This window comes from Dactylosporangium sp. NBC_01737 (assembly GCF_035963215.1).
In the GTDB taxonomy this organism is placed as follows: Bacteria; Actinomycetota; Actinomycetes; order Mycobacteriales; family Micromonosporaceae; genus Dactylosporangium.
This window is the reverse complement of the sequence record NZ_CP109153.1, coordinates 4,328,705-4,345,922: the sequence shown is the minus strand read 5'-3', so window position 1 is coordinate 4,345,922 and position 17,218 is coordinate 4,328,705. Positions and strand designations below refer to the sequence as shown.

The 17,218-nt window shown below is 72.7% G+C and carries 17 protein-coding genes, 4 tRNA genes and 2 pseudogenes; 8 read left to right on the top strand and 15 right to left on the bottom strand.

The features are described 5' to 3' along the window. Nucleotides 1–211: 211 nt before the first annotated feature. The 3 genes and pseudogenes from OHA72_RS64710 to OHA72_RS19755 form a co-directional block, all read right to left on the bottom strand. Nucleotides 212–1,105: pseudogene (locus OHA72_RS64710) on the bottom strand (Hsp70 family protein); the annotation flags it as partial. A gap of 65 nt (nt 1,106–1,170) precedes the next feature. Further along, nucleotides 1,171–1,992 (bottom strand): PP2C family protein-serine/threonine phosphatase, encoded by an 822-nt coding sequence (locus OHA72_RS19760; protein WP_327009266.1) that lies wholly within the window; start codon nt 1,990–1,992, stop codon nt 1,171–1,173. After that, on the bottom strand, nt 1,992–2,630 hold the full coding sequence (locus OHA72_RS19755) for a hypothetical protein (RefSeq protein WP_327009265.1): 639 nt from the start codon (nt 2,628–2,630) through the stop codon (nt 1,992–1,994). The genes OHA72_RS19760 and OHA72_RS19755 overlap by 1 nt, the downstream gene beginning before the upstream one ends. Before the next feature lie 415 nt (nt 2,631–3,045). On the opposite strand from OHA72_RS19755, the gene OHA72_RS19750 reads away from it, so the two are divergent. Continuing rightward, nucleotides 3,046–3,366, top strand: coding sequence for a DMT family transporter (locus tag OHA72_RS19750; protein ID WP_327009264.1), 321 nt, complete (start codon nt 3,046–3,048; stop codon nt 3,364–3,366). Further along, nucleotides 3,363–3,938: a TetR/AcrR family transcriptional regulator gene (locus OHA72_RS19745; RefSeq protein ID WP_327009263.1), complete on the top strand. Its 576-nt coding sequence runs from the start codon at nt 3,363–3,365 to the stop codon at nt 3,936–3,938. Before OHA72_RS19750 ends, OHA72_RS19745 begins: the two co-directional genes overlap by 4 nt. Before the next feature lie 3 nt (nt 3,939–3,941). Here OHA72_RS19745 and OHA72_RS19740 read toward each other — a convergent pair whose 3' ends face one another. Then, entirely contained in the window at nt 3,942–4,181 is a 240-nt protein-coding gene (locus OHA72_RS19740) for an immunity protein Imm33 domain-containing protein (protein ID WP_442788729.1), read from the bottom strand. A gap of 86 nt (nt 4,182–4,267) precedes the next feature. Continuing rightward, nucleotides 4,268–4,714: a hypothetical protein gene (locus tag OHA72_RS19735; RefSeq protein WP_327009261.1), complete on the bottom strand. Its 447-nt coding sequence runs from the start codon at nt 4,712–4,714 to the stop codon at nt 4,268–4,270. 379 nt (nt 4,715–5,093) lie between these two features. Here OHA72_RS19735 and OHA72_RS19730 point away from each other — a divergent pair. Further along, nucleotides 5,094–5,198: pseudogene (locus OHA72_RS19730) on the top strand (helix-turn-helix domain-containing protein); the annotation flags it as partial. 72 nt (nt 5,199–5,270) lie between these two features. On the opposite strand, the gene OHA72_RS19725 reads toward OHA72_RS19730, so the two are convergent. The 6 genes from OHA72_RS19725 to OHA72_RS19700 form a co-directional block, all read right to left on the bottom strand. Then, nucleotides 5,271–5,852, bottom strand: a complete 582-nt coding sequence (locus OHA72_RS19725) for a dihydrofolate reductase family protein (protein ID WP_327009260.1) — start codon at nt 5,850–5,852, stop codon at nt 5,271–5,273. Between the two features lie 66 nt (nt 5,853–5,918). Further along, the gene (locus tag OHA72_RS19720) at nt 5,919–6,758 is read right to left on the bottom strand and encodes a helix-turn-helix domain-containing protein (RefSeq protein ID WP_327009259.1); all 840 of its coding nucleotides are present in this window, start codon (nt 6,756–6,758) and stop codon (nt 5,919–5,921) included. A gap of 367 nt (nt 6,759–7,125) precedes the next feature. After that, nucleotides 7,126–7,197: transfer RNA gene (locus OHA72_RS19715), tRNA-Val, on the bottom strand. A gap of 34 nt (nt 7,198–7,231) precedes the next feature. Continuing rightward, a tRNA-Cys gene (locus OHA72_RS19710) sits at nt 7,232–7,302 on the bottom strand. A gap of 15 nt (nt 7,303–7,317) precedes the next feature. Further along, a tRNA-Gly gene (locus OHA72_RS19705) sits at nt 7,318–7,390 on the bottom strand. Nucleotides 7,391–7,490: 100 nt separating this feature from the next. Then, on the bottom strand, nt 7,491–8,537 hold the full coding sequence (locus OHA72_RS19700; protein WP_327011616.1) for a CapA family protein: 1,047 nt from the start codon (nt 8,535–8,537) through the stop codon (nt 7,491–7,493). A gap of 81 nt (nt 8,538–8,618) precedes the next feature. On the opposite strand from OHA72_RS19700, the gene OHA72_RS19695 reads away from it, so the two are divergent. Further along, nucleotides 8,619–8,691: transfer RNA gene (locus OHA72_RS19695), tRNA-Gly, on the top strand. Between the two features lie 21 nt (nt 8,692–8,712). Here the strand turns inward: OHA72_RS19695 and OHA72_RS19690 are convergent. Beyond that, nucleotides 8,713–10,428, bottom strand: a complete 1,716-nt coding sequence (locus OHA72_RS19690; protein WP_327009258.1) for a CehA/McbA family metallohydrolase domain-containing protein — start codon at nt 10,426–10,428, stop codon at nt 8,713–8,715. 231 nt (nt 10,429–10,659) lie between these two features. Here OHA72_RS19690 and OHA72_RS19685 point away from each other — a divergent pair, with 231 nt between their 5' ends. The 4 genes from OHA72_RS19685 (at nt 10,660) to OHA72_RS19670 (ending at nt 14,979) form a co-directional block, all read left to right on the top strand. Then, on the top strand, nt 10,660–12,192 hold the full coding sequence (locus tag OHA72_RS19685; protein WP_327009257.1) for a DUF1996 domain-containing protein: 1,533 nt from the start codon (nt 10,660–10,662) through the stop codon (nt 12,190–12,192). Nucleotides 12,193–12,316: 124 nt separating this feature from the next. Continuing rightward, complete coding sequence (locus tag OHA72_RS19680; protein WP_327009256.1) at nt 12,317–12,946, top strand: carbohydrate-binding protein; 630 nt, start codon at nt 12,317–12,319, stop codon at nt 12,944–12,946. 126 nt (nt 12,947–13,072) lie between these two features. Next, the gene (locus tag OHA72_RS19675) at nt 13,073–14,314 is read left to right on the top strand and encodes a sensor histidine kinase (protein ID WP_327009255.1); all 1,242 of its coding nucleotides are present in this window, start codon (nt 13,073–13,075) and stop codon (nt 14,312–14,314) included. Further along, nucleotides 14,311–14,979 (top strand): LuxR C-terminal-related transcriptional regulator, encoded by a 669-nt coding sequence (locus OHA72_RS19670; RefSeq protein ID WP_327009254.1) that lies wholly within the window; start codon nt 14,311–14,313, stop codon nt 14,977–14,979. The genes OHA72_RS19675 and OHA72_RS19670 overlap by 4 nt, the downstream gene beginning before the upstream one ends. 9 nt (nt 14,980–14,988) lie before the next feature. Here the strand turns inward: OHA72_RS19670 and OHA72_RS19665 are convergent, their stop codons facing one another. The 3 genes from OHA72_RS19665 to OHA72_RS19655 are packed head-to-tail and all read right to left on the bottom strand — an operon-like array spanning nt 14,989 to nt 17,154. Then, nucleotides 14,989–15,444 (bottom strand): DUF1707 and DUF4190 domain-containing protein, encoded by a 456-nt coding sequence (locus OHA72_RS19665; protein ID WP_327009253.1) that lies wholly within the window; start codon nt 15,442–15,444, stop codon nt 14,989–14,991. Between the two features lie 60 nt (nt 15,445–15,504). Further along, the gene (locus tag OHA72_RS19660) at nt 15,505–16,245 is read right to left on the bottom strand and encodes a YaaA family protein (protein WP_327009252.1); all 741 of its coding nucleotides are present in this window, start codon (nt 16,243–16,245) and stop codon (nt 15,505–15,507) included. A gap of 21 nt (nt 16,246–16,266) precedes the next feature. Beyond that, complete coding sequence (locus tag OHA72_RS19655; protein ID WP_327009251.1) at nt 16,267–17,154, bottom strand: sigma-70 family RNA polymerase sigma factor; 888 nt, start codon at nt 17,152–17,154, stop codon at nt 16,267–16,269. Nucleotides 17,155–17,218: the final 64 nt, after the last annotated feature.

Sequence of the window (17,218 nt, the reverse complement as noted above, 5' to 3'; positions counted from 1 at the left end):
CCCTGTCCGGCGCTGCCCTGTCCGGCGCCGACGGCTGGTCCGGCGCGGTGCGTGGCCGTGGCGGCGCCGCGGGTTGGTGCGCCGCCGTCAGGACCGCGACGCTGCCCTCGACGGCGGCGAGCTCCGGGCGGTCCACGGCGACCGGCAGGACACCGGCGACACGGTGCAGGAGCGTCGCGACGAGCGGCATCCGGGTGCCGCCGCCGGCCAGGTACACCCCGGCGACCGACGACGAACCGACGCCGCCCGCGCGCATGGTGCGCAGCGTCAGCTCCGCGGTGGGGCGCACCAGCGGTGTCGCGATCCGGTCCAGGTCGTCGGGGGTCAGCGTCACCTCGCCCCGGCCGTCGACGGGCACGACGGTGGCCGTCCCCACGCACAGCAGCTCCTTCGCCAGCCGGGCCTGCTCCAGCAGCACCCGCCGCTGCCGGGTGCCGATCGGGCCGCCGGGCGTGACGGCCAGGAGGTGGGCCGCGATCGCCGCGTCGACGTCGAGCCCGCCCGTGCCCTCCAGCCCGGCGGTGGCCACGATCTGCGGGCCACCGGCGGCGGGGCGCAGGACGGTGACCTCGAAGGTGCCGGCGCCCAGTTCGTACACGACGAGGCACTGCCCGGCGGTGCACGGCACCCGCAGCCGCTCCAGCAGCGTGCGGGCGACCGCGACCGGTGAGGGCACCAGCCTGGCGGCCGGCAGCCCGGCCATGGACGCGGCGGTCAGCAGCGCGCCGCGGTGATGGGCGCCCCACGACCCGGGATGGGTCAGCGCGACCTCCAGGGGCGCGACCCCGCCGGTGACCCGCAGCGCCTCGGCGTGCACGGCCCACAGGACCGCGGCGAACAGGTGCACGACGGGCACGCCGGTGCCGCCGAGCGTGACGGTGGCGTCGGCGGCACGCAGCTTCGGGTGGGGCTCGTAGCGCTCCGGGTCGAGGGCCCCGCCGCGCACGGCGTCGCCACCGACCGCGAGGACACCGGCGGTGACGTCGAGGTGGACCGCCGACGGCAGCAGCGGCGAGCCGTCGAACAGCAGCGGCGTGACCGCCCCGCCGTCGCCGGTGAGGACCGCGGACGTGCTGGATGTACCGAAGTCGATGCCGAGGTGCATCGCACGATGGTGTCAGGTCGCCCGCCGTCGCGGCGCCCCCGGCCGATGCCGTCCGGGGGCGGCGGTCACGGGCCGGTGGGGATGCCGAGCGGGTCGGTGTCGACGCCCTGGTAGCCCCGGTGGTCGACGATGCCGGGGTCGGTGTCCTCGTCCTCGGGTGCGGCGTGGGCGCCGCGGGTGAAGGAGCCGGTGTCGGTGCCGGCGGTGGTAAGGTGGTCCACGACGACGGCGGTGACGTTGTCGCGCCCGCCGGCGAGCACGGCCCGCCGCACGAGCAGCTCCGCGGCGGCCTGCGCGGCCGGCTCGCCCCGCAGGACGGCGGCGATCTCCTCGTCGGTGAGCTCCAGGGACAGCCCGTCGGAGCAGATGACGAACCGCTCCCCCGGCACCGGCGGCAGGACCCACAGGTCCGCGTCCGGGGCGGGCCGGGTGCCGAGCGCCCGGGTGATCACGCCACGGCGGCGGGTGACGCTCTCCGGGGCGGTGTGATCGACGGTGAGCTGGGTGAGGACGCCACCGGCGAACCGGTACACCCGGGAGTCGCCGACGTTGAACACCGCCCACCGCTCGGCGCCGCCGTCGAGCACGAGGCTGATGCCGGTGAGGGTGGTGCCCATGCCGGTGCGGACCGGGTGCTCGACCGCGGAGGCCAGGATGTCGCCGTTGGCGCGGGCGATCTCCTCGTGGACGTCCTGCGGTGTGCGGTCGGGCCGGTCGGCGAGCCGCCGCAGGGCCCGCACGGCCAGGTCGCTGGCAATGTCACCGGCGGCGTGCCCGCCCATGCCGTCGGCGACGGCGAAGACCCCGTCGGCGACGAGCGCGCTGTCCTCGTTGCGCCGGCGGACCCGGCCGATGTCGCTGGCGGCGCCCGCCCGGACCCTCGCCATCACGCACCCGCCGCGACGGGGGCGCCGAAGCGCTCGACCAGAGCGGCGACGACGTCGTCCCGGTCGGCCGGCAGTCCCGGCGTGGCCGACTGCCCGTCCGACACCAGCCAGGTGCCGTCGGCGGCCCGGGCAATCGCGAGCCCCGTCTCGGGTCCGTCACCGGCGCCGGACCTGATCACGACGGCGGCCTCGCCGTCGCCGGCGGTGCAGCGGTCGACGAACCGGGCGAGGGGCGCCGCCAGGGGCTCGGCCGCGTCGAGGGCCTCGACGCCGTAGAGCCCGAACGGGCCCGGATACGCGGCCAGACGCCCCGCGGTGCCGCTGAACAGGAACATCGCCAGGGTGCGGTCACCGGCGGAGCCGGCCGCCTCGGTCGTGGTGTGCAGGGTCGACAGCGCGGCGACGGCGCCGAGCACGAGGGTGCCCGGCACGACGTTGCCGCCCTCGTCGGTGCACAGGCCCCGGGCGAGCAGCGACGCGACCCCGGCGGCGGTGACGACGTCGGTGGCCGTCTCCGGTTGCAGGCCGAGCCGGCGCCGGACGGCGTCCATCCCGGCGGTGCGCTCGCCGTGCGGGCCGGCGGCGGAGCGGAGCAGGAACTCGAGCTCCGCGAACGTGCACAACGTGGTGTCGGCCATTGCCGGAAACGCTCCTCCTTCAGATGCTCGCTTCGCCGTGCCGTGTCGCAGCCCGATCGGGCGGGCCGCTGCGCCGACCCCTTGCATGATCGGCGGCCGGGACGCGAAAGTCATGCGCTTCGCGAGACGTCAGCACCTTTGGATGCGTCGGCCCGGTCTGCCAGGTGCGCCGGCTGGCGTGTCGATGCCCGCCGAGGGTGCGAGCGGCGCCGGCCGGCACCGGATCGCACCGGAAGAACGGCCCGATGAGACTACCACCGAGGGCGTACGACCCTCGTAGACTGCCATGCCCGCGGAAAGCCTGGAGTTCGCGCGGTCCCGGCCGATCGGTCTGGCGCTGCCCCGCGTGCGTCGTCCTGATCACCCTGACGGTGCCGCGCTCCCTTTAGTACGATCGTACATGTACGTTTGTACTATGGCCTATGTGTTCCTGCTCCTCGCCATCGCGGCGGAGGTGGTCGCGACCAGCCTGCTCAAGTCGTCGGAGGGCTTCACCCGCCTCTGGCCCACGCTCGGCGTCCTGCTCGGCTACGGCGTCGCGTTCGTCCTCCTCTCCCAGGCCGTGAAGAGCGTGCCGATCGGCGTGGCGTACGCGATGTGGTCCGGCATCGGCACCGCCGCCATCGTCGCCATCGCCGCGCTGTTCCTCGGCGAGCCCCTCAGCGTGTCGAAGGTCGCCGGCATCGCCCTGGTCATCGCCGGCGTCGTCGTGCTCAACCTCGGCGGTGCGCATTGACCCCTCCGCCCGCCCGCCCGCCGGCCCGCCGGGATCCTGAGGGCCGCCGCCGTGCCCTGTCCGCCGCCGCCCGCGAGGTCATCGCCGAGGTCGGCGTCGGCCGCACCACCCACCGCGCGGTCGCCGCCCGCGCCGGCGTCCCCCTCGGCGCGACGACCTACTACTTCCCCACCCTCGCCGACCTGGTCACGGGCGGCATGGAGCTCGCCATGGCGGACCTGCGCACCCAGCTGGACAGCTGGCAGACCGCGATCGCCGGCGCCGCCGACCTGCCCGCGGTCCTGACGGGGCTGGTCGAGGAGTATCTCGCCGACCGCGAGCGGGCGCTGCTGGAGTACGAGGTGTACCTCGCCGCCGCCCGCGACCCGCTGCTTCGGCCCCTCGCCCGGACCTGGCTCGACACGGTGCACGCGATGCTGACCCCGCGCACGGGGGCACCGGCCGCCCGCGCGATCGCCACCCTGCTCGACGGCGCCATGGTGCAGTCCCTCGTCACCGGCGACCCCCTCGACCGCGACCACCTGAAGGCCGCCGTCACCGCCCTGCTGCAGATCCCGGCACACACCTCGTAGCGTTCACTGCTGCTCGTAGCGTTCACTGCTCGAGGAAGGACTCGTCGAACCACACGTCCTCGTAGCCCGGGGCGAGCACGACACCCGGCCCGGCGGCAACGCGAGATACGGCACCAGCTCGGGCGCGGTGTCCAGGATGTGCTCGATGTGGCTCGGCGCGAAGAAGTCGTCCTGCTCCCGCGGGATCGGCCCGCCCCGCCACACGTACCACCCGTTGGTCCGCCCGACCGCCGGATGCCGGATCGCGTTCAGGGGCAGCAGATCCCGCCCCCTCGACTGCGCAACGCCAACGCCCGCGCTGCTGCCACCCGGACCTCGTGGTAGCAGCGCTAGCCGGGCCGAACTTGTGCTAGCTCCGCCTTGAAGTCACGTACCTCCCGACGGTCCTGCTCCTCCGCCAGCACTGCCGCCGCCATCTGCTCACACAGTGCGCTATCGCCCGCCAACGCCGCTGCAAACGCAGCCGCCTGCAATGGCGCGGTGCCCTGCGGGTACACATGCTTGAACGGCCCCCAGGTGGCCGACTGTTCGTGAACCTCGCGGGCCATGGCGACAAAGCCCAGCAGATCCGCCGCGTGGCAGAGGAAGTCCACCCCTGGACCAGCAACATCTTCGATCAGCTCTGCCGGAGGTGGATCGGTGGCGACAGGCCGCGGATACTCCGACAGGCCGCGCACGGGCTCCAGGTGCGTCCACAACGCATCCCGCCGAAACTCGCTCACCGGATCCGGAAGTCCGACGATCCGGACGATCAGGAAGACCTGGATCCCCTTCATTTCTGGACTGCCCCAGCGAGGCGAGTAGAACCAGATCTCCCGAAGCAGACCGTTGTCCGACCGCGTACACACGCTTCCCCGCCGGTCGAACCCAAGCGGGACCAGGACATCACGATGGACACGGTTGACCGCGCGCGGAACGGACCAACGACCGGGCACCCGCACATGCTAGGCCCGAGCCAGGACCGCCATGCCCAGGACGGCCTTCGGCCAACAGGAACATCACGAGTTCCAACGCCCCCGCTACTCTGACCGACAAGATCTTCCTAGCCGGAGCTGTCACGCATCGCGTGACGCTGATCCATCGGTATCAGGACATGGGTGACACTCCGCCGAGTGCTGGTGGAGTTGACCATGACAGAAACAGCGGTACCGCGCCGTGCCGAAAGTCGATGCCGGATTGCCGCTGAGCGAAGTGGCCGAGCGGTTCGGGGTGTCGCGGCAGGCGGTGCATCGCTGGATCGGTTGGTACCGGGGGGAAGGCTTGGACGGGCTGGCGAACAGATCCAGCCGTCCCCGTTCGCAGTGGACTTGTTCGCGTGCCCGCTCAGATCGGTCAACGGCGCACCCGATAGCGCAGGTGAAGCACCCGGTTGCCCTGAAGCACCACGTCAGGATCCTCCAGCAGGTGCTGCGCGTGGACAGACCCGAAGAAGCGCTTGCCGGACCCGAACACGACGGGTACGACGTCCATGCGCACCTCGTCGACCAGGCCCGCGGCAAGCACCTGGCCACCGACGTCGCCGGCGGCGACCTCGACGATGCGGTCACCCGCAAGCTCCTGCGCCTTGGCCACGGCTGCCTCGACGCCGGCGACGAAGTGGAACGGCGCCCCGGGGTCCCAGCCCTCGGGGGCCGGCCGGTGCGTCACGACGACCACGTGGTCGATCCCGCTCGGAGGCTTGCCGTCCCAGCCGTCCGTCATGTCGAAGACGTGCCGGCCGGCGATCGTCACCCCGATCGCGTCCCAGTACGGCCGGGTGTAGTCGTAGGACGTCTGCGACACCTTCAAGACGCCGCTGTCGTCCAACGGGACGTCACCGCTGGACAACCAGTCGAACAGCGGTCCGGGCTGGTCGTTCTCGTCCGCGACGAAGCCGTCCACCGACACCGTGCTGTACATGACCACCTTGCCCACGGGGCTCTCCTCTGCTTCGGGATGCCCCCAAGTTAGCGGGTCGTGAGCTGCCGCTCTTGTAAGAAATCAATCGGCCGGCAGCGGCCAGCCCTCGATCGCGTGACCGGGATGTTCGCGCAGGAACTGCCGCCGGACTTCGACGTACCGGGTCGGCGTGAGCCCGGTGAACGCCCGGAACTCGTGGCCGAAGTGGGCCTGGTCGAAGTAGCCCGCGCCACCGGCGAGCTCGCCCCAGTCGACCGGTCCGGCGGGGTCGATCGCGAACACGGTGGCGGTGAAGCGGTGGGTGCGGGCCAGCCGTTTGGGCGTGACGCCGATGAGCTCCTTGAACCGCTGTGCCAGATGCGTGCTGCTGACACCGGCTGCCACGCTCAGGTCGCCGATCGCCACCGCCCCGCTGGTCGCCGCGATGACGCTGCTCGTATGGCGGACCAGCCCCAGGCCGGCGGTCTCGCACAACCGCCGCATCAGCTCCTCCTCGAGCAGCGTCAGCATCTCGTGCGGTCCGTCCGCCGTGGCCAGCCGGTCCCGCAACTCGGCAACGGCGACCCGCCCCCAAACCTGCTCCACCGTCACCGGCCGGTCACACAGCTCGGCCGCGGGCATCGGCAGGAACGGCGCCAGCCCCCACGGTTTGACGTGCGCGCCGACGGACCGGGTCGGCAATGGGTAGCCGAACTCCCACGCGCGGGTGGGCATGGTGACCACGCAGCCGTCGGCGTACTCGGCTGTCTCGATGTCGGTGCTGCCGCGGATGCGGAACGGTGCCCCGAGGTTGACGATGAGCAACGCCGACGGCGCGGGCGGCAGCGTCAGCCGGGCGTACGGCGGCGCGCCCTCCAGGTAGTAGAGGTCGTCGATCAGCCCGTCCAGCGGCGGTCGCGGCACTCTGGACACGTACTCCACGCCCACAGCATCGCCGACGCCCGCCGGCATCGCACGCCGGGATGGCCCAGCCGCGCCGCCGCCGGCACCGAGCCGGCACCGATCCCGGACGAGCGCCCGTCCGCGGACACGTGCGTGGGATCCGCCTGCTGCGTGAGACAGGTCCCGCAGCATGAAACCAAGCGTCCAACAGAAGATCACCGGACGGCAGCCCACCGACGAGAGCACTGTCGCTACCAGAGCGCGGGTCGACCCGAAGTGCGAGCGAAGCGCGCATGGGGGGTGCGGGGTGGCGCAGCCCCCCGCCTGGAGCAGCCGAAGGCTGCGCGAGGAATCCACGTTCCAAACGGCGAACGGCCCCTGCGTGAGCAGGGGCCGTTCAGGAACGTGGGCGATACTGGGTTTGAACCAGTGACCTCTTCCGTGTCAAGGAAGCGCGCTCCCACTGCGCCAATCGCCCTAGCTGAGGTGCCGCACCGTGGTGTGGCCTCTCGAGGTGGGAACGGGATTTGAACCCGTGTACACGGCTTTGCAGGCCGTTGCCTCGCCTCTCGGCCACCCCACCGTGGTCCCTATCCCGAGCGGACGACGAGATTCGAACTCGCGACCCTCACCTTGGCAAGGTGATGCGCTACCAGCTGCGCTACGTCCGCACCGCCCGGCCCGTCTTGCACCCGGCGACGGATGCAAACTCTAGCCGACCCTCATCCCCCATGCCAAACCGGTATCGGATCCGGCGCGTCGCGGTGGGGGTCAGGCGGGGGTGGCGGTGAGGCCGGCGCAGGCTGAGAGGCCTGCGTAGCGCTGGCTGAGCTTGGTCGCAGCGGCGCCGGTGAGCAGGGTGGGCTGGCCGGTGCCGGAGACGACGGCGGGCAGGAATTCCCGCTTGGTGACACGGCGGTCCCGCACGGTGAGCCGCAGGACGCCGGTCTCGGTGCTCTTGGAGGTGCCGTACCAGAGGAAGTTGGCGAGGCCGTACGCGACGAACGTGGGGCCCAGCCAGCCCGATCCCTGCAGGGTGTGTGCGTGGGCGCCGATGATCAGGTCGGCGCCGGCGGCGGAGAGTTTGCCGGCGAAGGTCTTCTGGGTGCTGTTGGCGCAGCTGTTGCCTTCGTCACCCCAGTGGTTGAAGACGATGACGAGGTCGGCCTCGCGGCGGGCGGCGGTGACCGCGGCGAGGGCGCGGGTGGTGTCGAAGGCCATCGCGATGCCGGGCTTCGAGGGGCCGGGGGCCCAGCTCGAGGACAGCTCGCCGACCTGGCTGAAGCCGAGGACGGCGATCTTCACGCCGCGGACGGTGGTCAGCCACGGGCGGTACGCCGAGTCGGCGTCGGCGCCGGCGCCGAACGCGGGGAAGGACGCCGAACGCAGCGCGTCGAGGGTGTCGAGCAGGCCGACCCGGCCGTAGTCGAGGGTGTGGTTGTTGGCGATGCTGACCGCGTCGATGCCGGCGGCCTTCAACGCGTCGATCGCGACCGGCGTGGTGCGGAAGTGGTACGTCTTGGGCTCCTCGGTGCCCCTGGACGTGATCGCGGTCTCCAGGTTGACGATCGTGAGGTCCGCGGCGGACAGCTGCGACGCGATCGGGCCGAACGCGGTCGCCGGGTCCTTGAGCAGCTTCGCGGTGCGGTCCATGAAGTGCACGTCCCCGGCGAACACGAGCGTCAGGTCGACCGGGGCCGGCGAGGACGGCGGGGCCGCCGGAGAAGGCGGCGCCGACGCGAGCGGCGACGCCGGCGTGGAAGGGGCCGCCGTCGCCGAGCAGGCGGCGAGCAGCAGCGGCAACAGCACGGGCACCATTCGCCTCACGCGGATCACGCTAACGGGTGACCACCCCCTGCGGGAGCGCAACGCGATGATGCGCTACAGTCAAATGGCAACGCGGACGTAGCGCAGCTGGTAGCGCATCACCTTGCCAAGGTGAGGGTCGCGAGTTCGAATCTCGTCGTCCGCTCTTGATGTTCAGCGACACCGTTCAATACGGCAGGGCCCGTCTCCGGGCCGCCGGGATCGGTGCCGCAGGCGCCTTCGCCAGCAGCCACAACGGGTTCGATGCTCCGGCGATCGTCGTGTCCTTCAACCGGACCTGCGACCGCACATAGGTGCCGGGCAGCAGCTTCACCTGCCGCTTTCCCGTCTTTACGACAGTGACCGTCGTCGACGGCTTGAGGCCGGTGCCGACCGTTCCGACGACGATCTCCAAGGTCGCGCCCTTCGGCAGCTTCGTCGCAGAGACATCGGCCGCCACCGGTGCCGGCCCGACCAGCACCGCGCCCATGCAGGACACGCCGCCGACGCGCAGGTCCATGGCCCCGCGGTACGAGGTCAGGTCCGTGAACCAGGCCGCACCCGCCGACAACGCCCGCAGCAGGTCGGCGCGGCGCTTCGTCGGCGACCACACGTGACTGACGAAGTGCTCCTCGTTCGCCGCCCAGTCGGTCGCGTCATGGTCGTCGCTGCTGCCCAGCGCGGTGAGGAACACGGCGTTGCGGGAGGCGACGTCGTACACCCAGAGCAGATCCTCGACAGGGTCCCTGCCGATCTCCACGAGGTCGGCGCCCAGCGCGGCCTGCGACACGATCAGCTTCGCCAGCTCGTCCCGCTTCGCGACGTCCATCGGGTGGTTCCAGCAGACCAGCCCCCCGTGCGCGTGCAGCCAGCGGACCATCGACGCGGTCAGCGCGGCGTCGTTGTCGCGCAGCGGCGGCGTCGGGAACGCGGGCAGCGTCAGGTCACCGCCGAACCAGTTCAGGTGCCGCACCATCGACACCTCCAGGGCCCGGAACTGCGTCACGTCCGGGTACTTCCCCGCGACCGCCGCGATGACCTCGGCCCGCAGCTGCTCGCCCGCCTGCCCCGCCCGGCGGCTGCGCACGAACGTCAGCCGGTCGACCACGAAACGGCCCTGCCGCACCTCCAGGGCCAGCCCGGTCAGCGCGTTGTCGCCGGCGACGACGTCGGGCCACAGCTTCGCGATGTCGTCGCGGAGCAAGAACGTCAGCCGCTGCCACACGCCGGGCCTCGCGGGCAGCCGCACCGTGCCCCGTGCCCCGTCGACCTTGTGCGTGACCTTGCCGACGCCGCCGATGTGGTACGCCACCCGCAGGATCCCCTTGCCCGGCTGGTTGGACAGCTGCACGTCCAGTGTCAGCCCGCCGCCCGCGCCGACCTGCTCCGGCAGCACGTCCAGGGTCAGCTCGGTGTCGGCGACGCACGCGTTCGCCATCGCGTTCCACGCCACCCCGTCCAGCCGCACCGACCCCGCCCCGGCGGCGGCGAGCCGCAACGCCTTCCCGGTGCCGTCCTGCGGCGAGTGCGGCACCGCGACGAAGTCCGCGCCGTGACTGTCGGGCCTGCCCACGACGTGCTGCTTCCACGTCCAGGCGAGCCCGTGCTCAGGCTCGTCGGCACCGTCGAAGTGCACGGCCTGGCGGTGCCCGTACGCCGCGATCCGGAAGTCATGATCGGTGAACCAGACCACGTCGACCTTGTATTTGCGGGCCTGTTCCAGGTGCGCCGCGTAACTCGCCACGCCCTCGCTGAACGGCCCGTGGATGTGCGTCGCCATGCTCACCGGCACCAGCTTCGCCGCCGCCGCAGCGGGTCTCGCCCCCGGCAGGGCGCTCCCGGCGACGGCGGCCCCCGCCGCGAGCAGCACCCCACGTCGGCTCAGCCCCGTTGCGTGATCCACCACTGCGACGTTGCCCGCACCGCCGTGCCTCCCGCAGGAGAACCCGGAAACCGCACCAGTCGCAGCACCGCGTCCCGGCCCGGCACGCGCCGGCACGTGACTGTGCTCTGGGCCCCGGTCTGGGTCTTTGGGCTCAGGTGCGGGGGTCGGCGCGCCGCTAGCGTCCTGGTCACCTGGCGTGTCGAACGCCGGGTGGTCAACGCCAGTGGCGGTCTACCCACAGGAGATGCGATGAGATCCGGTTCCCTGTCCCTGCGAGGCGCGCCGCGGTCGCGGCTGTTCGTGCTGGCCGGCATCGTGGTGGCCCTCGCCGGGTTCCTCGGCTGGTTCGCGACCGGGCCGCTGCACCTGGCCAGCGCCGACGACAAGCCGCTGTCGCAGGGCAAGCCGGTGACGGCGTCGTCCCTGGAGGGGCAGGGGTACCCGGCGAAGGCCGCGGTCGACGGGGATCCGAAGACCCGGTGGTCGAGCGCGTTCAGCGACCCGCAGTGGATCCAGGTCGACCTCGGCGCGCCCGCCGCCGTGGGCCGGGTGGTGCTGAACTGGGAGCGGGCCTACGCCACCGCGTTCGAGCTCCAGGTGTCCGTGGACGGGACGAACTGGCGGCAGGTGTACGCCACGACGACCGGCACCGGTGGTACCCAGAACCTCTCCGTGAGCGGGCTGGGCCGGTACGTGCGGATGTACGGCACCAAACGGTCCAGCGGGTACGGCTTCTCGCTGTGGGAGCTGCAGGTGTTCGGGTCGTCCTCGGCGCCGGCGACCGCGACGGTGAACCCGCCGTCGAGCGCGTCGCAGAGCGCGACGGCCCAGCCGACGGGCGGCACCGGCACCGGCGGCACTGGCGGCACCGGGGCGGCCGGGTACATCATGGCGCCGAACCCGGTCACGAACGTGAAGCCGTCGCACGAGGTGCCGCCGAACAAGGGCGGGTTCCACGAGTTCCAGGCGAACTGCTCGGTCAGCCGGACCAACCTCGGCGACGACCCGATCGTCTTCCCGGGCCTCGCCGGGGCGTCGCACCTGCACACGTTCATGGGCAACACGACCACGAACGCGGCCACGACGATCGACTCGCTGACGAAGGGCCAGACGACCTGCAAGGCCAAGGGCGACCTGTCCGCGTACTGGATGCCGACGCTGCTCAACGGTGACACCGTGGTCAACCCGGTGGGCCTGCAGACCATCTACTACAAGGCCGGGGTGAGCGACTACCGCAGCGTCCGCGCGTTCCCGAAGGGGCTGCGGTTCGTGGTCGGCAACGCGAAGAACACCGACGCGGACAGGTTCCTCGCCGCGACCGAGGAGGGCTTCGAGTGCGGCGACAGCTACAAGAACAAGAACATCCCGCTGACCTGCCCGGCCGAGCGCAGCGTCCAGCTCAACATCCGGTACCAGGCGCCGAGCTGCTGGGACGGGCTGCACCTGGACTCGCCGGACCACCAGAGCCACATGTCGTACCCGGTGGACACCCACACGGCGTCCGGCTGGGTCTGCCCGGACAGCCACCCGGTCGCGGTGCCGAAGCTGGAGTTCAAGATGGCGTGGCCGGTGAACGGTGACATGTCGAAGGTCCGGTTCACCAGCGGCGCCGGCCCCACGTTCCACTACGACTTCATGAACGCGTGGGACGACCGGACCCTGGCCGCGATGGTCGACGGGTGCATCGTGGCGGCGCGGCAGTGCGACCCGCGCGGGCACGACGGCCGCGACGACCAGCAGCCCGCCCCGTACGTCCTGAACGAGCAGTATCTCCTGCCCTGACCCTCCACAGGGCATGCAGCGCCGCCGTCCATGGCAGTGGGCGGCGGCGCTGTCGGTGCGCCCGGCCCGTGACGTAGGGTCCGTCGGAGGGCCGGCCTGGCCACCGCAGGACGAGGAGCGCCAGTTGACCGACGGGAGCCTGCGGGGTCTCACCCGCGGCCGTGCCCGCCGGAGACCGCCCGGTCAGTGGCTCGGCGTCACGGTGGTCGCCGCGGGGATGGCGGCCGCGACGGTACTGGTACCCCCGCTGATCGCCCCGGACAAGGACCCCGGCGCGACCGGTGCCACCCCGTCCGGTGCACCGGCGGGGCCGAGCTCGCCGGCGGCGCCGAGCTCCCCGGCGGTGCAGGGACCGGCGACCGGCAGCGCGCCGGCGAGGTTCACGCCGATCGTCGTCGAGGCGGAGGACCCCGGCAACCGCCTCACCGGCGGCGCCGGCGTCACCGCCTGCGGCACGTGCCACGGCGGCGCCCGCGTCCGCTACCTGTGTTTCACCTGCACCCTGGAGGTGCGCGCGGTGCTGCCGGTGGCAGGGACACGGACGGTGACCGTCGGGTACGAGGTGGACGGGCCGCGCGCGGTCAAGGTCGCCGTCAACGGGGCGCCGGCGCGCACGTTCCAGGTGACCGGCCCGGAGTGGACGGCGCCGCGGTCCTTCCAGTTCACCGCCGAGCTGCCGGCCGGTGACCTGCGGCTGGTGTTCTTCAACGACGACACCCCGGCGCCCGACATCGACGTCGTCACGATCAGCTGAGTTAGCCGCCGATCAAGCAGGGCTCAAATTCGCATTAAGCGCCCCCGCCGGGTGTTCGGCGGGGGCGTGACGGCAAGTAACGTTCGGTACCGCGGTCGCGTTCCAGGCTCAGGCGGGTGTTCAGTGATGAGATCGGCACGGTCCGATCCCTCGTCAGGTCGCGAGATCGCCGCGGCGGCGTTGACCCGCGCGGCGCTCATCGCGCGCGCGGCGGCCACGCTGAGTGCGGCGGCCGCCGGGCTGCTGCTGGTCGAGGACCGGTCGAGGGTCGTCGCGGTGCTCGTGCTGGTGGCGTTCGCCACCGCCGGCCAGCTGGGTGCCCTGACCCGGTGTCCCGGGCTGGTCGGCCGGCCCGCCGTCGTCGTCGCCGCCGACTTCGCCCTGGTGTTCGCGGTCCTCGCGGTGAGCCGCGGCGGGATCGCCTACTTCTGCTTCGCCGCCGGGGCCGGCGGGCTCGCCGGGGTCGTGCTCGGCATGCGGGCGCTGCCGGTGTGGGTCGCGCACGCCGCGCTGAGCTTCGCGGTGACCGCCGAGGTGCTGCGCCGCAACGACCCGCCGGCGGACATCGCGGCGTTCGTCGTCGCGTTCCCGATGGCGGGCGCCCTCGCGGGCCTCGGCGCGGTGGTCGCGACGACGGCCCTGGCCCGGCACCTCGAACTGTCCACGAGCCTGCTCGTGGCCGCGCAACGCTCGGCGGCGGCGTCGGAGCGGGCCCGCCTGGCGCGGGAGCTGCACGACTCGGTGGCCAAGACGCTGCGCGGGGTGTCCCTGGCCGCGCTCGCGCTGCCGTCGTCGCTGCGCCGCCAGCCGGCCCTCGCGGAGCACCTGGCCACGACGGTCGCCGCCGGCGCGACCGCGGCCGCCCGGCAGGCCCGGGAGCTGCTGCAGGAGATGCGCCTGGACGTGCCGGACCGGGACTTCGCCACCGGCGTCGAGGAGATCTGCGCGGTGTGGAGCGCGGCGTCGGGCATCCCCGTGCGGACCGACCTGACGGCGTGCGACCCTCCGGTCATGGTGGGGTACGAGCTGACCCGGATCCTGCGGGAGGCGCTCGCGAACGTGGCCCGGCACGCGGGCGCGCGGCAGGTCGTGGTGCGGCTCGCGCCGGCCCGGCGGGGCGTGCTGCTGGAGGTCACCGACGACGGCGCCGGGTTCACCGTGCCGGATGACCTGTCGCGGCTGCAGTCGGCGAACCACTTCGGCATCGTCGGCATGGCCGAGCGGGCCCGGATGGCGGGCGGCCGGCTATACCTGGACTCGGCCCCGGGCGCCGGCAGCACCGTCGCCGTGCACGTGCCCCTGGCACCCCCGGACGGCCGGCCGGATCAGCCCCGCCGGGGCGGGCAGCGGTTCGTGAGCGCGCCGTGAGCGCTGCGGTGGGGGTGCTCGTCGTCGACGACAACCCGATCGTGCGGGCCGCCGTCCGCGGCATCCTGGACGGCGACGACGCGCTGCGGGTCGTCGCCGAGGCGGCCAACGGGCGGGAGGCCCTGGACGCGGCGCGGCGGCTGCGGCCCGCAGTGACGCTCCTGGACCACCGGATGCCGGTCGCCGACGGGCTGTCGGTCATCGGCCGGCTCTCGCAGTACTCCACCGTGCTCGTGCTGACCAGCGACGACCATCCGGAGCTGATCCGCGGGATGCTGCACCACGGCGCCCGCGGTTACCTGGTGCACGGCGAGTTCGACCCGCTCGAGCTGCTGCGGGCGGTGCACGAGGTGGCCCGGGGGCGTGGCTGGCTGTCGCCGGTCGCGGCGTCGGTGGCCGCGTCGGTCGTGCGTGACCAGATCGACCGTGAGCGCGTCCAGCACCGGCACGCGGAGCGGCGGCGGCTGGCCCGGTCGCACTTCGGGCTCACCGACCGGGAGGAGGACGTGATGGGCCTGCTGTGCCAGGGGCTGTCCAACGCGCAGATCGCGCGGCAGCTGCTGCTGACGGAGAAGACGGTGAAGAACCACCTCAACCACGTGTTCGCGAAGCTGCACGTGCGCAGCCGCATGGAGGCCGTCGTGCGGTGGACCGAGCCCGGGTGACCGCGCCCGTCAGTCGATGCCGGCGATGAAGATCGTCAGCGCGATCGACAGGAGCATGCCGGACGCGCCGCAGATCAGGCCGGCCAGGGCCATGCCGCGCCTGGTGCCGGCGCCGCGGGTGCCCGGCAGCAGGCCCAGGACGCCGAACACGACCGCCGCGAGCCCGGCGATCACGCTGATCGGCGCGCAGAACATCATCAGGACCGAGATGATGCCGAGGACCAGCGCGACCGTCGGCCACGCCGGCTCCGGCGCCGACCGCGGCGGCACGGCGACGGGCGGCAGCGGTGGCAGGTCGCGCACGATGCGCAGCAGCTCACCCCAGGTCCGCGATGCGTAGACGTGGCGGGTGCGCGCGTCGAACTCCGACAGGCTCAGCCTGCCGTCGGCGGCCGCTGCGCTGAGGTGCGCGACGACGGCCTCACGGTCGGCGTCGGACGCCCGGAACGACGGCGACGGGTACATGCAATGACCGTACTGCCACCGGTCAACGACGCAGGGTGATCAATGGGGCGGTCCTGGGCGTCACAGCGTGTCGACGGTGACGTCCAGCTCGTGCGGGCCGCGCACGTCGACGGTGTAGCCGAGGTCGCGGACGGCGGCGGCGAGGGCGGCCGGGGTGCGCGGGCGGGCTCCGGCCAGCAGCAGCGCCCGGACCAGGCGGCCCTTGGTGGCCTTGTTGAAGTGGCTGACGACCTTGCCGCCGTGCAGGACCCGCACGGTGACGGCGTTGCGCGGCGTCCACATCGCGGTGTACGCCGAGGAGCGCAGGTCCAGCACCAGCGTGTCGCCGGCCAGGCCGTCGAGGACCGGCGGCAGCGCCGCGCGCCAGTGGGCGGTGAGCGGGCCGACGCCCGGCAGCCGCACCCCGATCGCGCACCGGTAGGACGGGACCCGGTCGCCGAGCCGGACCGCGCCCCACAGGCCGGAGAAGATCAGCAGCTGCCTGCGGGCGCGGGCGAGCGCCGGGCCGGTCAGGGACGCCAGGCCGAGCGCGTCGTAGAGGACGCCGGTGTACAGCGTCGCCGCCGGCTGCGTCGGCGCGGTCCACAGCACGGTGTTGCGGGCCGCCTCGTCCGCGAGGCCCGGCGTCAGGCCGAGCACGCCGAGCGCGGCGACGGGGTCGGTGCCGAGCTTCACCAGGTCGTCGAGGACCGCGGTGCGGGCCTCGGTCAGCGCGGGCAGCGACAGCCGGTCGAGGGCGAGCGCGGCGCCGCGGCGCGGGGCGGCGGCCTTCCCCTCGGACGGTGGCAGCAGGATCAGCACCGCCCGAGGGTACAAGGACTCCTACGCGTGCCGGCCGGACTGCAGGAACGGCATGCCGTGGTGGTTGGTCTGCGCCAGCCGACTGTTGAGGTTGCCGGCGCTGGCGATCTTGTCGTGGTACGCCTCGCGACGGCGGGCGACGCAGCCCGTCGGTTTGTCGCTGACCGAGACCAGATCGGGGTCGAGGTGCGTGTTGAGGCCGTCGCGGAGCAGCATGAGCGCCTCGGCGCGCAGCTGGGAGACCCGTGACTCGGTGACGCCGAGGTCGTGGGCGATCTCCATCATGGGGCGCTCCTGGAAGAAGTACCCCTTGACGACCTTGCCGAGCCGTTCGGGGAGGGCCTCGACGGCGTTGTGCAGGTAGCCGATCCGTTCGCGGTGCAGGATCAGGTCCTCCGGGCCGGCGGCCCGTTCCGGGACCATGTCCTCGGCGCTGCCGGCCGCGAACCCCTGCAGGGACAGCACCGCGGCCCGCTGCACGTCGTCGTCGATCGACTGGAGCTCATCGACGCTGACGCCGAGCGCCTCGGCCAGCTCGTGGTTGGCCGGGGTGCGTCCGAGCGCCGCGGTCAGTTCCTGTTGCATCGCGTCGGCCTGCCTGGCCCTGGCCCGCACCGATCGGCTCGCCCAGTCCAGCCCGCGCAGCTCGTCGAGGATCGCGCCGCGGATGCGGGTCGTGGCGAAGCTGCCGAACGGGATGCCCCGGCTCGGGTCGAACGCCTTCGCGGCGCCGGCCAGGGCCGCCATGCCGGCGGAGACCAGGTCTTCGCGGCTGACGTGGGCGGGTAGGCGTCCGAGCGTCTGGCGGACCAGATGCCCGACGAGTGGCAGGTGCTCGCGGATCATGTCCTCGAGCTCGCGGCCTTCCAACTGGACCTTGAGCGTGGCACCCTCAAGGGTCGCTGTCATCGGTTCCCCCTCGTGTCTGTGGTGAACCCCGTGCAGGCGGTCCACCTGCTGACACGAAGAACTT